The sequence below is a fragment of the Actinomyces sp. 594 genome, from assembly GCF_019325145.1.
In the GTDB taxonomy this organism is placed as follows: Bacteria; Actinomycetota; Actinomycetes; order Actinomycetales; family Actinomycetaceae; genus Actinomyces.
This window is the reverse complement of record NZ_PIZC01000046.1, coordinates 1-15411: the sequence shown is the minus strand read 5'-3', so window position 1 is coordinate 15411 and position 15411 is coordinate 1. Positions and strand designations below refer to the sequence as shown.

At 70.0% G+C, this 15411-nt stretch carries 14 protein-coding genes; 13 read left to right on the top strand and 1 reads right to left on the bottom strand.

The window, feature by feature from the left end; all coding sequences use genetic code 11:
- Positions 1–330: 330 nt before the first annotated feature.
- The 6 genes from GZ998_RS07780 to GZ998_RS07755 all read left to right on the top strand — a co-directional run bounded on the left by GZ998_RS07780 (position 331) and on the right by GZ998_RS07755 (position 7022).
- Positions 331–1074, top strand: a complete 744-nt coding sequence (locus tag GZ998_RS07780) for a cyclopropane-fatty-acyl-phospholipid synthase family protein (RefSeq protein ID WP_219109514.1) — start codon at positions 331–333, stop codon at positions 1072–1074.
- Between the two features lie 93 nt (positions 1075–1167).
- Entirely contained in the window at positions 1168–2727 is a 1560-nt protein-coding gene (locus GZ998_RS07775) for a DUF2079 domain-containing protein (RefSeq protein WP_219109513.1), read from the top strand.
- A 147-nt stretch (positions 2728–2874) separates the two neighbouring features.
- A complete protein-coding gene (locus GZ998_RS07770) occupies positions 2875–3429 on the top strand; it encodes a nodulation protein NfeD (RefSeq protein ID WP_257505571.1) in 555 nt (184 codons plus the stop codon).
- 102 nt (positions 3430–3531) lie between these two features.
- On the top strand, positions 3532–4926 hold the full coding sequence (locus GZ998_RS07765) for a flotillin family protein (protein ID WP_161923248.1): 1395 nt from the start codon (positions 3532–3534) through the stop codon (positions 4924–4926).
- A gap of 175 nt (positions 4927–5101) precedes the next feature.
- Positions 5102–5896, top strand: coding sequence for a thioredoxin domain-containing protein (locus GZ998_RS07760; RefSeq protein ID WP_219109512.1), 795 nt, complete (start codon positions 5102–5104; stop codon positions 5894–5896).
- 181 nt (positions 5897–6077) lie between these two features.
- A complete protein-coding gene (locus GZ998_RS07755; RefSeq protein ID WP_161923246.1) occupies positions 6078–7022 on the top strand; it encodes an ROK family glucokinase in 945 nt (314 codons plus the stop codon).
- Between the two features lie 136 nt (positions 7023–7158).
- Here the strand turns inward: GZ998_RS07755 and GZ998_RS07750 are convergent, their stop codons facing one another.
- Positions 7159–7857, bottom strand: coding sequence for a sugar O-acetyltransferase (locus tag GZ998_RS07750; protein ID WP_257505566.1), 699 nt, complete (start codon positions 7855–7857; stop codon positions 7159–7161).
- Between the two features lie 314 nt (positions 7858–8171).
- Between GZ998_RS07750 and GZ998_RS07745 the strand changes: the two genes are divergently transcribed.
- From GZ998_RS07745 to GZ998_RS07715, 7 genes are all read left to right on the top strand, one after another.
- Positions 8172–9245, top strand: a complete 1074-nt coding sequence (locus GZ998_RS07745) for an iron-siderophore ABC transporter substrate-binding protein (RefSeq protein WP_219109511.1) — start codon at positions 8172–8174, stop codon at positions 9243–9245.
- Positions 9246–9255: 10 nt separating this feature from the next.
- Positions 9256–10353: an iron ABC transporter permease gene (locus tag GZ998_RS07740; RefSeq protein ID WP_308807186.1), complete on the top strand. Its 1098-nt coding sequence runs from the start codon at positions 9256–9258 to the stop codon at positions 10351–10353.
- On the top strand, positions 10350–11477 hold the full coding sequence (locus GZ998_RS07735) for an iron ABC transporter permease (protein WP_308807185.1): 1128 nt from the start codon (positions 10350–10352) through the stop codon (positions 11475–11477). Before GZ998_RS07740 ends, GZ998_RS07735 begins: the two co-directional genes overlap by 4 nt.
- On the top strand, positions 11474–12442 hold the full coding sequence (locus GZ998_RS07730) for an ABC transporter ATP-binding protein (protein ID WP_219109510.1): 969 nt from the start codon (positions 11474–11476) through the stop codon (positions 12440–12442). The genes GZ998_RS07735 and GZ998_RS07730 overlap by 4 nt, the downstream gene beginning before the upstream one ends.
- Positions 12439–13407: a siderophore-interacting protein gene (locus GZ998_RS07725; protein ID WP_308807184.1), complete on the top strand. Its 969-nt coding sequence runs from the start codon at positions 12439–12441 to the stop codon at positions 13405–13407. Before GZ998_RS07730 ends, GZ998_RS07725 begins: the two co-directional genes overlap by 4 nt.
- Positions 13408–13756: 349 nt before the next feature.
- Positions 13757–14197 (top strand): hypothetical protein, encoded by a 441-nt coding sequence (locus tag GZ998_RS07720; RefSeq protein WP_219109509.1) that lies wholly within the window; start codon positions 13757–13759, stop codon positions 14195–14197.
- Positions 14194–15339, top strand: a complete 1146-nt coding sequence (locus GZ998_RS07715) for a zeta toxin family protein (RefSeq protein ID WP_219109508.1) — start codon at positions 14194–14196, stop codon at positions 15337–15339. Before GZ998_RS07720 ends, GZ998_RS07715 begins: the two co-directional genes overlap by 4 nt.
- Positions 15340–15411 lie beyond the last annotated feature (72 nt).

Here is a 15411-nt window from a genome sequence, read left to right as displayed (position 1 = left end):
CCCCCCCCCCCCCCCCGCCGCTGTATTCTGCCCCGACCTTCCCCCCAAACGCCTGCTCTCCGCCTATCGATCCCCCCAATCGGCCGATTGGCTTCGCTCCCGACGGGAGTGGAATACCTGACGTCACTAGCAACCGCCCGGGCCAGGGTCATCCCGATCACGCCCGAACTCACCGTCGGCGCACCACTAACGCGTCGATCCTCAAACCGATCCCCGGAGCAACCACATGAATCACAGCGCCAGCCGGTCAACACGCGGCCTAACGGGCTCAACCTCCGCACACATTGGCGGCCGCGACGGCAACCGCCACCGCGGGACCGGTGAGGCGCGATGACCGCACTGCCCCTCACCGATGACCGCACCCGTCACAGCGACGCCCGCACGCCGCTGCTCTCCCTGTGCGACGAGACGGAGATCCAATCCGTTCTGGATCTGCTCTCCTTCATTCAAGAACCGGAGTTGGCCGAGCTGCGCGTGCTGGAGCTCGCCTGCGGCGTCGGGCCTGTCACTTTGCCGATGGCCGCCGCCGGCCACCGCGTACTGGCCACGGACTCCCAGCGGGAAGCACTCGACCTGCTCTCCGCGCGTCTGCATGACCTACAGCCCACCCGCGCTAGTCTGGCCTCACGCGTTGAAGTGCGCCAGGCCGACATGACCGACTTCCTCTTCGACGAGCCTTTCAAGGCCGTGTGCATATCAGCCGGGTCGATCACCGCCCTGGGCCCGGATCAGCGCCGCGCAACCATCCGCCTGGCCGCCGCCCACCTGGCGCCCGGTGGCCGCCTTATTCTCTCCGCCGAGCACGTGCGCCCGGAAGCACCGGCCCACGCCACCTTCACCGCCCGCCCCGGCATCACCCTGACCGAGCGGATCGACCACGCGCACCGCCGTCGGCAGGTCACCCTCGCCCGCGGTAAGGAGACCCGCACCTCAGACCTGTTCCTGGTCACGCCGCATGACCTCCTGCAGGACTTCGCGGAGGCCGGCGTCACAGTCGACTACCGCCACTTCATCCCAGACGCCCGGCGCCCCCACCACACCAACATCGTCTTCGGCACGGTAAAGCTGCACTGAGCGCTGCGCGCCCTCGGCCGGAGGGCACCCCGACCTGCCCGGTATCACCCGGTATCCCCGCCCGCCCGACGGCGCCTGGGTAAGCTCGCTTTGATGACCGCTGCCCGCCTCCGCCCTGACCGACCGCTCACGCGGCTGCTTGACGGTCTTCCGGCCGCTCTGGCCGTCGTCGTCGGGGCCGCCGCCATGATCGTCTACTCGGTGGGTCAGTGGCGCGCCATGCAGGTGCCCAGCTGGGACCTGGCGATCTTCTCCGAGCTGGCCAAGGCCTACTCACGCCTGGAGGCGCCGGTCGTCCCGATCAAGGGTGAGGGCTACAACCTGTTGGGCGACCACTTCCACCCGCTGCTGGTACTGCTGGGCCCGGTGTGGCGGCTGTTTCCCACCCCGCTGGCACTCCTGGTGATCCAGGACCTGCTGCTCGCCATTTCCGCCTGGCCCCTGACCCGACTGGCGACCCGCCTGCTGGGCCGTCTGGCCGCAACAGTGCTGGGGCTGTTCTATGTGCTCTCCTGGGGCTTCCAGGGGGCAGTGGCCTCCCAGTTCCACGAGATCGCCTTCGCGGTGCCGCTGCTGGCCTGGGCCGCAGTCGCATTCGTCGAGGGGCGCTGGCGCAGCTGTGCGCTGTGGCTGGCCCCCCTGGTCCTGATCAAGGAGGACCTGGGGCTGACGGTGCTAATGGCGGGTCTGGCCATCGCCCTGCGCGGCTGGCAGGGGGCGGCGCAGCAGCCCACGCACCGCGGGCCGGCCTGGTGGCGGCGCCTGAGCACCGCCCGCCTGGGCGTGTTGGTGGCCCTGTTCGGCGCCGCCGCCTTCCTGCTGACAGTGCTGGTCCTCCTGCCGGCGCTGAGTCCCTCAGGCACCTGGGAGTACGGCCTGACCGGGGGCGGAGGCGCGGACACGAGCCTCATCGCCCGGCTGCTCTCCTCCGAGGTCAAGCTTCAGACCCTCGGAGCGCTGGTGGGCACGGCGGGACTCATTGGGCTCACCTCCCCCTGGATGGCGCTGGTGCTGCCCACCCTCTCCTGGCGCTTCCTGTCCTCCAACGAGTTCTACTGGGGCTGGCAGAACTGGCATTACAACGCGATCCTGATCCCGATTGCGCTGGGTGCCCTGCTCGACGCCGTCGCCCGGCTCCAGGCAGCGCCCGACGCACCGGCCACCGAAGTGCCGGGCACGCCGACCCCGGGCACGCAGCAACCGGACCCGGAGGCACCACACGCGACGCCGGGCTGGTCGGCCGTGCCGATGTGGGCCCGCTGGGCGGCGGCCCTCGGCGTCGTCCTACCACTGGCGACCGGCCTGCTCACGCTCCGTGACCTGCCACTGTGGTCCATAACGCGCTCCGGCTATGGCGCCCCGTCGCCCCGTACTCAGGCGGCCGCGCAGGTCATGGACCTGATACCCGCCGGCGCCAGCGTGGAGACGGACCTGGGCCTGCTGGCCTACCTGGTCCCCGACCACACCGTGTACTGGGTGGGCACCTCCGAGGTCGACACCGACTACGTGGTCGTGGACTCCCTGTCCTCCGCCTGGGGAGGCAACCCGCCCACGGACGCCGCCGCCTGGGCCACCGGCCAGTCGCAAAACGGGGCCGTATACGAGTTGGTGCTGGACGAAGGCGGTTACCAGCTGGCACGCCGGGTTTCCTGAGACCCGGCGGGGCGCGGTGGGCAGAACTCCCCATCGGCACACTGCCCGGCTCGTGGGACGGGCATTCCCCGTAACCTCCCGCTATGTAACAATCCGGGCGTAAGCAAAGCGGTAGTCGAGCGGCCATCCCGGCCCGGAGAGGCGGACATGTCCCTGTTCATGTGGTGCGCCGTCCTCGGCTGCGGCGCCCTGGCGCTCTCGCTACTGCTCGACGGCCTTTTCGACGGCCTGGACGACCTGCTGTTCGACGGCTCCCTGCCGGTGCTCGCCTGTGCTCTGGGCGTGTTCGGCGCCGTCGGCATGGGCGTGCAGGCACTGGCCGGCGAGCGGTTGTCCACGCCGGCGCTGATCGGCGTCCCGCTGGGACTCGCCGTCGTCGCCGGGGCGGTCACGCGCGCCGTGTGGCGGCGACTGCGCCGCTCCATGCCGCGCAACGCCACACCCCTGACGGTCGGCGAGCTGGTTGGCAGTGAAGTGCAGGTGGTGTGGTGGAAGGACGGCCGCGGCGAGGTCATGGCCACCTCCCGCGGGCATCAGGCGACCCTGCCCGCGCGCTCCGACGACGTCCTGCGGACCGGCGCCGTCGCCTGGGTGGTGGACACGACCGCGGATGACACACTCGTCGTCGGCCGGATAGACCCACCCGCCCCCACCGAGCCGGCGTCACGTCCCGTGAATCGTCCGCCTGCTCCCGCCGGCTAGCCGCAGCGGCCGGACGCCGTGAGGCGACCGTCCGCCGCCCCCGACCGCCACGCCTCGTCCTCCAAGCCACAGCAACCACAAGAACCCACGAAAGCAGGCTGAATGCTCTACGCCATCATTGCCGTCATCGTCCTGGCGATTCTGCTGGGTACCTACATGCTCTCCCGAGTCGTCGTCGTGCCCTCCAACCTGACGGGCCTGGTCTCCGGATCCACTCGCAACGGCGAGGTCAAGATCATCCGCCCCGGTGGGCGCGACTTCGTCCTGCCGATCATCCAGTCCATCCAGTACCTGCCCTTCACCCAGAACACCATCGGCTTCCAGGTGACCGCCGAGGACGAGAACAAGATCAACGTCTCCGTCTCCGCCGTCGCCGCCGTGAAGGTCGGCGACTCCGACCAGCAGGTGCGGGCCGCCGCCAAGCGCTTCCTGGGCAAGCCGAACACGGACCAGGCGATCGCCGACTCCTCCCGTGACGCCCTGATCGGCTCGCTGCGCTCCATCATCGGCCACATGACGGTCACCGACCTGATCTCCGACCGCGACGCCCTTCAGCAGAACGTGTTCGACGACGCCAAGTCCGTTATGGCCAACATGGGCCTGGAGATCGATGTGCTGCAGATCTCGGAGATCACCGACGCCTCCGGCTACATCGACTCCCTGGGCGTGCCCGAGCAGCAGCGAGTGGCTAAGGATGCCCGCGTGGCGCGCGCCAACGCCGAGCGGGAGGCCAAGGACGCCGAGGTGTCCTCGCGCCAGCAGATCGCCGAGCGCGAGCGCGACCTGGCGCTGCGCCAGGCTCAGCTCAAGGCGGAGACCGACAAGGCGCAGGCGGAGGCCGACTCCGCCGGCCCGCTGGCCCGCGCCGCCAAGAAGCGGGAGATCGCCGTCATCGAGCAGGAGGCCGCCGAGGCCAAGGCCGCCCTGACCGAGCGTGAGCTGGACTCCACCGTGCGCAAGCCCGCCGACGCCGCCCGCTACCAGCGCGAGCAGGAGGCCGAGGCCGCCAAGGCGGAGTCGATTCGCCGTGCCGAGGCCGAGGCCGAGCGCACCCGGCTGGACGCCGAGGCGCAGGCGCAGGCCACCGTCGCCCGGGCAGAGGCGCAGGCCCGCGCCACCGCCGCGCAGGCGCAGGCCGAGGCCGAGGCCATCGCTGCCCGCGGTCGCGCCGAGGCCGAGGCCGTGCGCGCCGCCGGTGAGGCGGAGGCGAAGGCCATGAGCGACAAGGCCGACGCCCTGGCCAAGTACGGGCGGGCCGCCACCCAGCAGATGATCCTGGACAAGGCGCCGGAGATCGCCCGCGCCCTGGCCGAGCCGCTGGGCAGTGTCAAGGACATGTCGATCATCTCCACCGAGGGCGCCTCCGCGCTGCCCAAGGCGGTGGCCGGCAACGTCGAGCAGCTCGACGCCGTCATGCGCTCGCTGACGGGCACCAGCCTGACCGACATGATGCAGCGCTTCGCCTCCTCCGACGGCGACGACTCCGCGGGGGCCTGACCGCTCACCACCCCCTGCGCCGAGGTCGGTAGACGTTACGTGCCGAGGTCGGTTGATATGGCGGCGGCCGACGCCGCTCAGCCAGCCGTGCCCTTTACCGAGATGCCGCCTAACGCGAGCTCTTGAAGGGCCCGGCGGCAAGCGGCGTCGCCGTCGGCTCTGAAAGACTGCCCTCATGACGTCACTCACCGGCGGTACCGCATCCGGCCAGCGGACCCGCAGCAATCCGCTCATCGTCTCCCTGCTCATCGTGATTGCGATCCTGCTCGCAGTAATTGCGATCATCCTGGCGATGCGGCCCGACCGGTCCGGCGCAGGCGCGTCGGCGACTGGGGAGGCTTCGGCAGCCGATACGGCGCAGACGACGACGGCCCAGGCCGCCGCGCCCTCGCAGACCGACCCCGACCTGCTGGCGATCTTGCACGGGGAAGTCAGGCGTGACCCCGGTGACGTCCAGGCCAAGGGCGACGTCGACGCCCCAGTGGTGATGGTGGTCTACTCCGACTTCGCCTGCCCGTACTGCACCCAGTTCGCGCAAGAGGTGGACCCTGCGCTGGAGGACCTGGTTGAGGACGGTACCCTGCGCGTGGAGTGGCGCGACCTCGCCCAGATCACTGCGACGTCCCCGCTGGCTGCTCAGGCCGGCCTCGCCGCCGGAAAGCAGGGAAAGTTCTGGGAGTTCCACGACGCCGTATACGCCGCCACCGACCCGACTGAGCACCCCGAGTACACCGAGGACTCCCTGGTCGCCTTCGCCAAGCAGGCGGGCGTGCCCGACCTGGGGCAGTTCCGCTCCGACATGACCGCCGCGCAGACCGTGCAGGCGGTCGACGACGCCAAGCAGCACGCCTACGACCTGGGCATCACCGGCACTCCCTTCTTCATCGTCAACGACGCCTTTATCTCCGGCTACGTGCCCGCGGACTATATCCGAGCCACCATCCTCGAGCAGGCCGCTGCAGCCGAGTGAGGGGCTTGCGCCCGGGGCGTGCCGATGCCGGCGCCGCCGGAGGTTGGCCTGCCCCATCACAGCTGCAACAATAGGGCCGTAGATCCCCGCGAGGTCGGCGCGAGTCGGCAACCACTGGGGGCACCGACGCCCTCGCGCGGCGGTTAGGCACCAAAACGCAGCAAAAACAAGGAGAACAGCCATGGCACTGAGCATCGGTGTGGATGTCGGTGGAACGAAGATCGCCGCAGGCGTCGTCGACGAGGACGGCACTGTACTGGCAACCGTACGGCGCGACTCCCCCGCCACCAGCCGCGAAGCCATTTTCACCACCATCGCGGAAGTAGCCAACGAGCTCGCCTCACGCTACGACGTCGAGGCCATCGGCGTGGGAGCCGCGGGCTTCACCTCCTCCGATCGCAACACCATGGTCTACGGCACCAACCTGGACTGGACCGGCGCTCGCATCGCCGATGAGATCTCCGCCCGCACAGGCAAGAAGGTAGTCGTTGAGAATGACGCCAATGCGGCCGGCTGGGCCGAGGCCCGCTTCGGTGGCGGCGAGGGCGCCAAGAACGTGCTGGTGGTGACGCTGGGAACGGGCGTCGGCGGCGCCGTCATCATCGACGGCCACCTCGTGCGCGGCGCCGCTGGATTCGCCGCGGAGATCGGCCACATCAACGTCGTCCCGGACGGGCGCCCCTGCGGCTGCGGCCAGCGCGGGTGCCTGGAGCGCTACGCCTCCGGCACTGCGCTGGGCGTCAACGGCTGGGAGCTGGCCAAGTTCCGGCCTGACTACGCCGCCCGCATCATTGAGCTCTCCGGCGGCGACCAGAACAGGATATCCGGCAAGGCCGTCACGGCCGCCGCCCGCGAGGGCGACCCGGCCGCCCTGGAGTGCTATGCCCACCTGGGCAGCGCGCTCGGCCTGGGACTGGCCGACCTGTGCGCCGTGCTCGACCCCGAGGTCGTTGTGCTGGCCGGCGGCCTGACCGAGGCCGGCGACATCCTGCTGAACCCGGTCCGCAAGAGCTTCGCCGAGCACCTGACGGCGCGCGCCCACCGCCCCGAGATTCCGATCGTCATCTCCTCCTCGGGCCAGGAGGCTGGGCTCATCGGCGCCGCCGACCTCGCCCGCCAGGACTGATCCGCCTCTGACGTACGCGTTCCCGCCACACGTACGCGTTTTGGAGGTTGCCCCGGTTCTGGCAGTCGGCCGGCTCTGAAACGCGTACGTGAGAGCGGAAGTGGTGCGCGAGACAGGACTTCGTGCGCCGGGCACCTCAGGCGCGATCGTCCCCTGACTGCCTGCCGGGCACCGGCAGCGTACGCGGCGCCCGGTAGGACCAGTCACGGTCGGCGTCGGTGATTTCGCGTAGCACCCGAGCGGGCACGCCGCCGGCCACCACCATGGGCGGCACATTGGCGTTCACGACGGCGCCCGCGGCGACCACCGAGCCACTGCCAATGGTCACGCCCGGCAGGATCGTCACATTCCCGCCAATCCACACGTCGTCCTCAATCACCACCGGGGCGGAGAACTGCTGACCGTGATCGCGCGCCTGCGGATGGATGGGATGACCGGCCGTAGCGATCATCACGCGCGGCCCGAACATCACCCGGTTGCCGATGGTCACCGGGGAGTCGTCGATTACCTGCAGGCCCGCGTTGGCGTACACGGGGGAGCCCACACGGGTATGGATGCCATAGGCGACGTGCAGCGGCGGCTCCACCCACACGTATTCACCGATCTCGCCAAAGATCTCCTCCAAGAGGCGACGGCGCCCGGCAGCGTCCCGCGGGGAGGTGGCGTTGTAGGCGGCGGCCAGCTCCTTGCCGTGGATGCGCTGCTCGGTCAGCGCCTCCAGTCCCGGGCCCTCGTCAAGGTACAGCTCCTGGGCGGCCATACGCCGCCGCACCTCCGCCTCGCGGGGGTCGATTGCGGTGTCCTCGCCCGGACCGTTGTTGCCTTGCGGACTCATATTCGCTCCTTCGCGTCTCGGGTGGATGCGGGCCTACGTGGCTGCGTGGCATCCTCCCGAGTAAACGTAGGCGATCGGCTCGGTGGATGGGCCAGGTTCGCGAGCACCGCAGGTACGGGTCCCGCCGTTCCCGGCAACCGAGTCCTACCCGGCCTGCGGGCTGGTCGTCCCCGGCGCTGGTACCTGCCTCCCGCCGGTCTCGCCCGGCCTGGAGGAGCGGCGTGGGGCATCGCACGCCAACCCGTCTATGAGGTCAGCCTCACCTCAGCTAGTGTTCTAGCTGTTCACTTGCCCGCGACTGAGAGCAAACCGCTGTGACCATAAACCGTAAGTCCTTCCTGCTGGGCGGCCTGGCCGTTCCCGCCGCCGCGTTCCTGGCCGCCTGCGGCTCCGACTCAACCCCCGCGTCCGCGCCCGCCGATGTTGCATCCAACGACGGCGCCACAGCCACGACGCAGGAGATCACCGTCGAGCACGCCTTCGGCACCACCACCATCCCCGCCGGCGCCTCCCGCTTCACCGCAATCGCCTGGGGCAACCACGACGTCGCCCTGGCCCTGGACGTCATGCCCGCCGGCCTGTCGCGCCAGGAATGGGGCGTAGCGGACGGCTCCGGCATGCTGGAGTGGACTAAGCAGAAGGTAGACGAGCAGGTGGCCGCGGGCGCCGCTGAGCCGGCCCTGTTCGACGACACCGACGGCTACGACTTCGAGGCTATCGCCGAGACCGCTCCCGACGTCATCCTGGCCGCCTACTCCGGCCTCAGCCAGGAGGAGTACGACACCCTCACGAAGATCGCCCCCACCATCGCCTACCCGGGAGTGCCCTGGGGGACCAAGTGGCGGGAGATGATCCGCCTGGACTCCCAGGCCATGGGCATGAGTGAGCAGGGCGAGGACCTGGTCACCGACCTGGAGCAGCAAATCGCCGACGCCGTCGGCCAGCACCCGCAGATCGCCGGCAAGTCGGCGGCCTTCTTCTACTTAAGTGAGTCCGACACCTCCACGATCGGCTTCTACACCACCGCCGACCCGCGCACCGCCTTCATGACCGACCTGGGCATGACCATCCCAGCATCCGTGCAAACCGTCTCCGACGCCGACCCGGAGATCTTCTACACTGACGTCTCCAGCGAGAACGCGGACCAGGTGGCGGACGTGGACGTGATGATCATGTACGGGGAGGAGTCCGACCTGGCCGCACTGCAGGCCGACCCCCTGGTGGGCACCATCCCGGCGATCAAGAACGGCGCGGTCGCGTTCGTCGGCAACGGCACCCCGCTGTCGGCATCCACCAACCCCGGCCCACTGTCCATCCCGTGGGGCATCAAGGACTACGTCGCTCTGATCGCCGCCGCCGCTGACAAGGCAGACGCCGCCCGAGCCTGAGCGAACACCAGTGACCGCCCATAGCCAGCTCGCCCCGTCCCGTCCTGGGCCACCGCCGATTACCGCACCCGACTCTCCCGCCGGGCCGGCGCAGGCCCGGTCGTCCCAACGAGGTCACGCCCGTCGGCCGCTCGCGGCCATCGGCCTCCTCCTCATCCTGCTGGCACTCGCGGTCGTCTGCTCGATCGCCTTCGGCGCGCGCGTGGTGGGCATTGACGAGATCCTCAGCGGTCTGGCCGGGCGCGGTGAGTCCCTCGGTGCGCTGGCGGTCGCCGAGCGGGTGCCGCGCACCGCCACCGCCGTGGTCGCGGGCGCGGCGCTGGGGACCTCCGGGGCGCTCATGCAGGCAGTCACCCGCAACCCGATTGCCGATCCGGGCATCCTCGGCATCAATACCGGGGCGTCACTGGCGATCGTCGTCGCCATCGCCTTCGCTCATATCTCCTCCCTGTGGGAGTACCTGTGGGTGGCGATGGCCGGCGCGGGGGCGACCGCCGTCTTCGTTTACGCCATCGGGTCGCTCGGCCCCGGCGGTGCCACACCGGTCAAGCTGGCCCTGGCCGGGGTGGCCACGAGCGCGGCCCTATCCTGCCTGATCAGTGCGATCCTGCTGCCGCGGGCCGAGGGGCTGACCGACTTCCGCTTCTGGCAGGTCGGCTCCCTGGGCCGGGGCACGTGGGCGGCGCTGGCAACAGTCGCGCCGCTGCTCCTGCTCGCCGCCGCCCTGGCTGCCGTCGTCGCCCGGCCGCTCAACTCCCTGGCGCTGGGTGAGGAGATGGCCGTGGGCCTAGGGGTGAAGGTCGGGCGCACCCGCCTGCTGGCCGCGGCCGCGGGCGTGATCGCCTGTGCGACGACGACGGCGCTGGCCGGCCCGATCAGCTTCGTCGGGCTGATGGTGCCGCACACCGTGCGGATGCTCGTCGGTCCCGATAACCGCTGGCTGCTGCCGCTGTCGGCCCTGGGCGGGGCGGCGCTGCTGACCTTCGCTGACGTAGTGGGGCGGGTGATCGCCCGTCCGAGCGAAGTGAGCGTGGGCGTGGTGACCGCCTTTGTGGGTGCCCCGGTACTCATCGCGATTGCCCGCAGCGCAAAGGTGCGTGAGTTGTGAGCGCCCCCGCCGGTACGGCGTCCGCGCCCTCCGCAGCGAGGGATGCTCCGGGAGCGGCTACCGCCCGCCCCATACCCGGCTTCCCCCCAGACGCCCCGGCCCCCGGGTTCACCGCACCTGGCCGACGCCGTCGTCACCGCCGCTACCTGGCGGTCACGGCCGCACTGGCGCTGCTGGTGGCGGCACTGTGGTGGCTGACGGTGCTGTCCGGCCCCACCTGGTACTCCCCCGCCGACGTGATCGCCGTAATCGCGGGCCGCGAGGTGCCGGGGGCTTCCTTCGCCGTCGGCCAGTTGCGGCTTCCGCGCGCCCTGCTGGGGCTGCTGGCGGGAGTGGCATTCGGGATGGCCGGCCGCACCTCGCAGACGATGCTGCGCAATCAGCTGGCCAGTCCGGACATCATCGGCATCACCTCCGGAGCGTCGACTGCGGCGGTGTTCGCGATCCTGGTGCTGGGCTGGTCCGGCATGCGCGTGAACCTGCTGTCTCTGGGATGTGGCCTGGGCACGGCCTTGGTCATCTACCTGCTGTCAGGGGCGGACAGCATGCAGGGCGGGCGCCTGATCCTGATCGGCATCGGGGTCTCGGCCATGTTCTCCTCGCTGATTTCCTACATGCAGCTTAAGGCCTCCATCTACAACGTCGCCGACGCCGTGCGCTGGCTGTCGGGGTCGCTGGCCGGTGCGAGCTGGGAGCAGGTGCCGCTTCTGGCCGGCGCCGTCGTCATCCTGGGCGGGGTGCTGCTGTGGATGGGCAGGGACCTGACGGCCCTGTCACTGGGCGAGGAGATGGCCACCGCCTTGGGGGTAGCGGTTGGCCGCACCCGGCTGGTGCTCCTGCTGTCCATGGTGGCGCTGGCGGCCTTCGCGACGGCGGCCACCGGCCCGATTGCCTTCGTGGCTTTCCTGGCCGGACCGGTCACCGCCCGCCTGGTGGGCCGCACTGATCGGGCACTGCTGGCGCCGTCGGCGCTTATGGGAGCGGCAATCGTGCTGGGAGCGGACCTGGCAGGTCAGTATTTTTTCCCGACGGCGCTTCCGGTCGGGGTGGTAACCGGGATCGTTGGGGCACCGTATCTGCTGCTTCAAGTAGTCCGTCTCAATCAGGAGGGGGCAGCCGCATGAGTGCAGCGGATGCTCAAGCTCTCGCGCATGCAGCCGTCGCCGGGAGCGCAGCCGCTGAAGGCGATGCGGCGGCAGTCGTCGGCACGGAAACAGCCAGCTCGGTGGCGACAGCGCCTCTAGGCGCCGCCGAACCGAGTCGGGCCGTGCCGCGCGCCCTTTCCACGCGGGAGCTGCGCTCCGGGTACGGGCACCGCACCGTCGTCGACGGCGTGGACCTGAACCTCCCCACCGGCGCGATCACGGTGATCGTGGGGGCGAATGCCTGCGGCAAGTCGACCCTGCTGAAGACCATGGCGCGGATTCTGGCGCCGATGTCCGGTTCGGTGCTGCTTGACGGCCGGGATGTCACCACGATTCCGACCAAGCGCCTTGCCACCCGGCTCGGGCTGCTGCCGCAGCAGCCGATAGCGCCGGAGGGGATCGTGGTCGCCGACCTGGTGGGGCGGGCCCGGCACCCGCACCAGGGGCTGTTCCGCTCCGCCTCCGCTACGGACCGGCTCATCGTGGAGGAGGCGCTGGCGGCCACCCGCACCGCGCAGCTGGCCGACCGGAGCGTGGATGAGCTCTCGGGCGGGCAGCGGCAGCGGGTGTGGATCGCCATGGCGCTGGCCCAGCGCACCGACGTGTTGCTGCTGGACGAGCCCACCACCTTCCTGGACCTGACCCACCAGGTGGAGGTGCTGGACCTGCTCACCGACCTGAACCGGGAGCGCGGCACCACCATCGTCATGGTGCTGCATGACATCAACCTGGCCGCCCGCTACGCCGATCACGTGATCGCCATGCGGGAAGGACGGGTAGTGGCCGCGGGGACGCCGGAGCAGGTTGTGAGTCCGGCTCTGATGCGGGAGGTGTTCGGCCTGGACGCCGAGGTGATCACCGATCCGGTCTCGGCCACGCCGCTGGTGCTGCCCAAGGGACGCCACCACGTGGTCGGCGCAGCGGACGCGGAGGCGGCGTCGTGAGCACCGCGACGAGTCCGGTCCCGTTCCGGTTCTTCCCGGTGCGGGTGGAGCGGATTATGGATGTCACCCCGCATCTGCGGCGGGTGACCTTCACCGGGGACGAGCTGGAGGACTTCGGCGATCCCGGCTGGGACCAGCGGATCAAGCTGGTGCTGCCAGCTGCGGACGGGGGTTACGCGCACCTGCCGACGGGGGCGGACTGGTACGACCACTGGCGGGCTCTGCCGACCGACCGGCGCCCGGCGCTGCGCACCTACACCACGCGCAGCGTGCGACTCGCGAGGGACCGGGACGCAAGCCTCTCCGGTACATCCACCGGGGCCGAGGTTGACGTCGACATGGTGGTGCACGCGCCGCTGGGCCCGGCGGCCCGCTGGCTGGGGAGCGCCCGCCCGGGTGCGTCGGCGGTGCTGCTGGGGCCCTCGCGGGCCTGGCTGAGCGCACAGCCGGCCGGCACGCCTCCCGGCGGGGTGGACTTCTTGCCTCCGGCCGTCACCGGCAGGTTCCTGATCGGCGGGGATGAGACGGCGGCCCCGGCGATCGCCAGGATTCTGGAGCAGCTGCCCGCGTCCGCGCGAGGCATCACCGTAGTCGAGCTGCCTGCGGCGGCCGATGTCGCCTACCTGCCGACGCATCCGGGTATTGAGGTGCGCGCGCTTGCCCGTGACGGGGGCCCGCATGGAGAAAGGCTTGTGGCGGGTGTGAGACGGGCGGCGGCCGAGCTCATCCCGGAGGGACAGCCACAGGAGGTCAAGAAGATCGACGTCGACCGGGAACTGCTGTGGGAGGTTCCGCGCACCGCGCGCGGCGGGGCCGCCCTCATGCGGGCGGACGTGTACGCATGGCTGGCCGGAGAAGCAAGTGCCGTGTGCGCCCTGCGCCGCCACCTGGTCTCCGAGCGGGGCCTGAACCGGCGGGCGGTAGCCTTCATGGGCTACTGGCGCCAAGGCCGGGCCGAGGGCTGAGGTCAAGCAGCCTTCCGTCCCGTCCGCGACTAGCCGCCGCGGGATCCCCTGCCGTGGGAAAAGGGCTGGAAGCCCCAGTGACACCCCAGACCACCGCCGGGAACACCCCGGAGGCTGAGGTTCTGGATACCACCGCCACCCAGGTCCAGGCCATCATCGACCGCCTGCCCGGTTGACTGGCCTGGGTGGTGTCGATAAGGTCACAGTAACGATTTCCTTAGCGTCCGGGTCAGGAGGATTGTTTATGAGCGGCCGGGTCTCACCGGAACAGCCTGGTATGCCGCATTGGCCACCGGCTCCACAACCGGGGCAGCCGCACCACACCTGGAGCCGTCCTCTGCGTATCGACATGCGGGAGACCGCTGCCGAGGTTCTGGCGCTGATTGACAGTGATCGGCAGTTCGAGCGGCTGCTGCGGCAGGGACTGACCCCCCAGCAGGTGGCTGAGCGCACCGGGGAGGATGAGCGCTTCGTCCTGACCGTAAAACGCATGATAGACCGCGGCGAGCCGGTGCGTCCCGAGACCCCGGAGGAGCTGGGCTTCCGGCGCTTCCTGGGGCAGATCAGCAGCCAGGAGATGATGGACCGGCTGCGCACCTGGCCCTACACCTTCGGCCGCATCCGCGACTACGACGACTACGAGCGCGGCTCCTGGGATGACATCGACAGTCTGCGCCGAGACGGTCTGCTGTCCGATCAGGAGTACGACGAGTTGCGGGCTATCACCGATCCGATGCCCAAGCCGCCCGACGACCCCATGCCGTGGGAAAAGGGCTGGAAGCCCCAGTGACACCCCCAACCCGGTACACCGGGAACACCCAGGAGGTTCTGGATACCACCGCCACCCAGGTCCAGGCCATCATCGACCGCCTGCAACCCGACCACACCCTGCCCCGCAAACCCACCCGGGGCTCGTTGTGGCACCAGCTGCAGGACTCCATCTCCGACGCCTACCTGGCCCTGGCCCGGGAGCACGGCTCGCGCGGGGGCCGGGCGATCATCATGGCCGGCTCCCCGGGGGCCGGCAAGTCCCAGGCCGTCGCCACCACCCGCAAAGTCCTAGGACCGGCCCGCTCCAAGCAGGTAGGGGCGGAGGAGGACGGCTACACCACCATCGACGCCGACGACATCAAGCAGCTCCTCCTGGGCAACCCCGTGCCCGGCCTGGACGTGAGCCCCGAGCTGCTGGCCCATGCCCGCGCCCACTGGGACAACCTCATCGCCACCCACGCCTCCGAGCCCCTGGCCGACGGCCACCCCATAACCCGCGGCGAGCTGGCCACCCTCGTCCACCCCCTGTCCACCAGCGCCGCCGACCTCGCCCGCAACGACCTGCTGCGCAGGAGATTCGACGTCAAGATCGAAGGCACCCTGATCGGAAGGAACAAGGGCTCCCGCCTGATCCGCGAGCTGGAAGCCGCCCGCTACACGCAGGTGACTGTTGTGGCTGTGAACACCCCTGAGCACGTGTGCCTCAAGGGCGCCCGGGACCGGTGGGCAGGGCCCCGCTCCCAGGGCGACCCCACCGCTCGCTACACCCCACCCACAGCCGTCACCGCCACCTTCACCACAGGCCCCGGCCACAACCGCACCTGCCGGTGCATCGAGAACGCCCAAGCGACCCACCGGCTCGCCACCACCAGCACCACCCTGACCAACACCGACCTACTAGTCACCCACCGCACCGAATACGGCCCCACCGTCATCGACCACACCGACCGCGACGGAAACACCCACACCTACTCCGCACCACACCCCGTACTCGCCGCCATCAGACCACCACACACACTCCAAGCAGCCACCGCTAAGAGCTCCACCGCCTCCGCCGTGTCAAGACAGCCACCCACCCGTGAGGGCGTACTACGCAACGTCAACACCCCACGCCCCTACACACCAAAATCACCCCGACGAGACCGCGGCCTCGAACGCTGATGGTAGTCTCACCAAGGTCACGGTTTGCTAGTCACTCGGGAGGAGAGTCGGCATGAATGACAATGGCGAAGG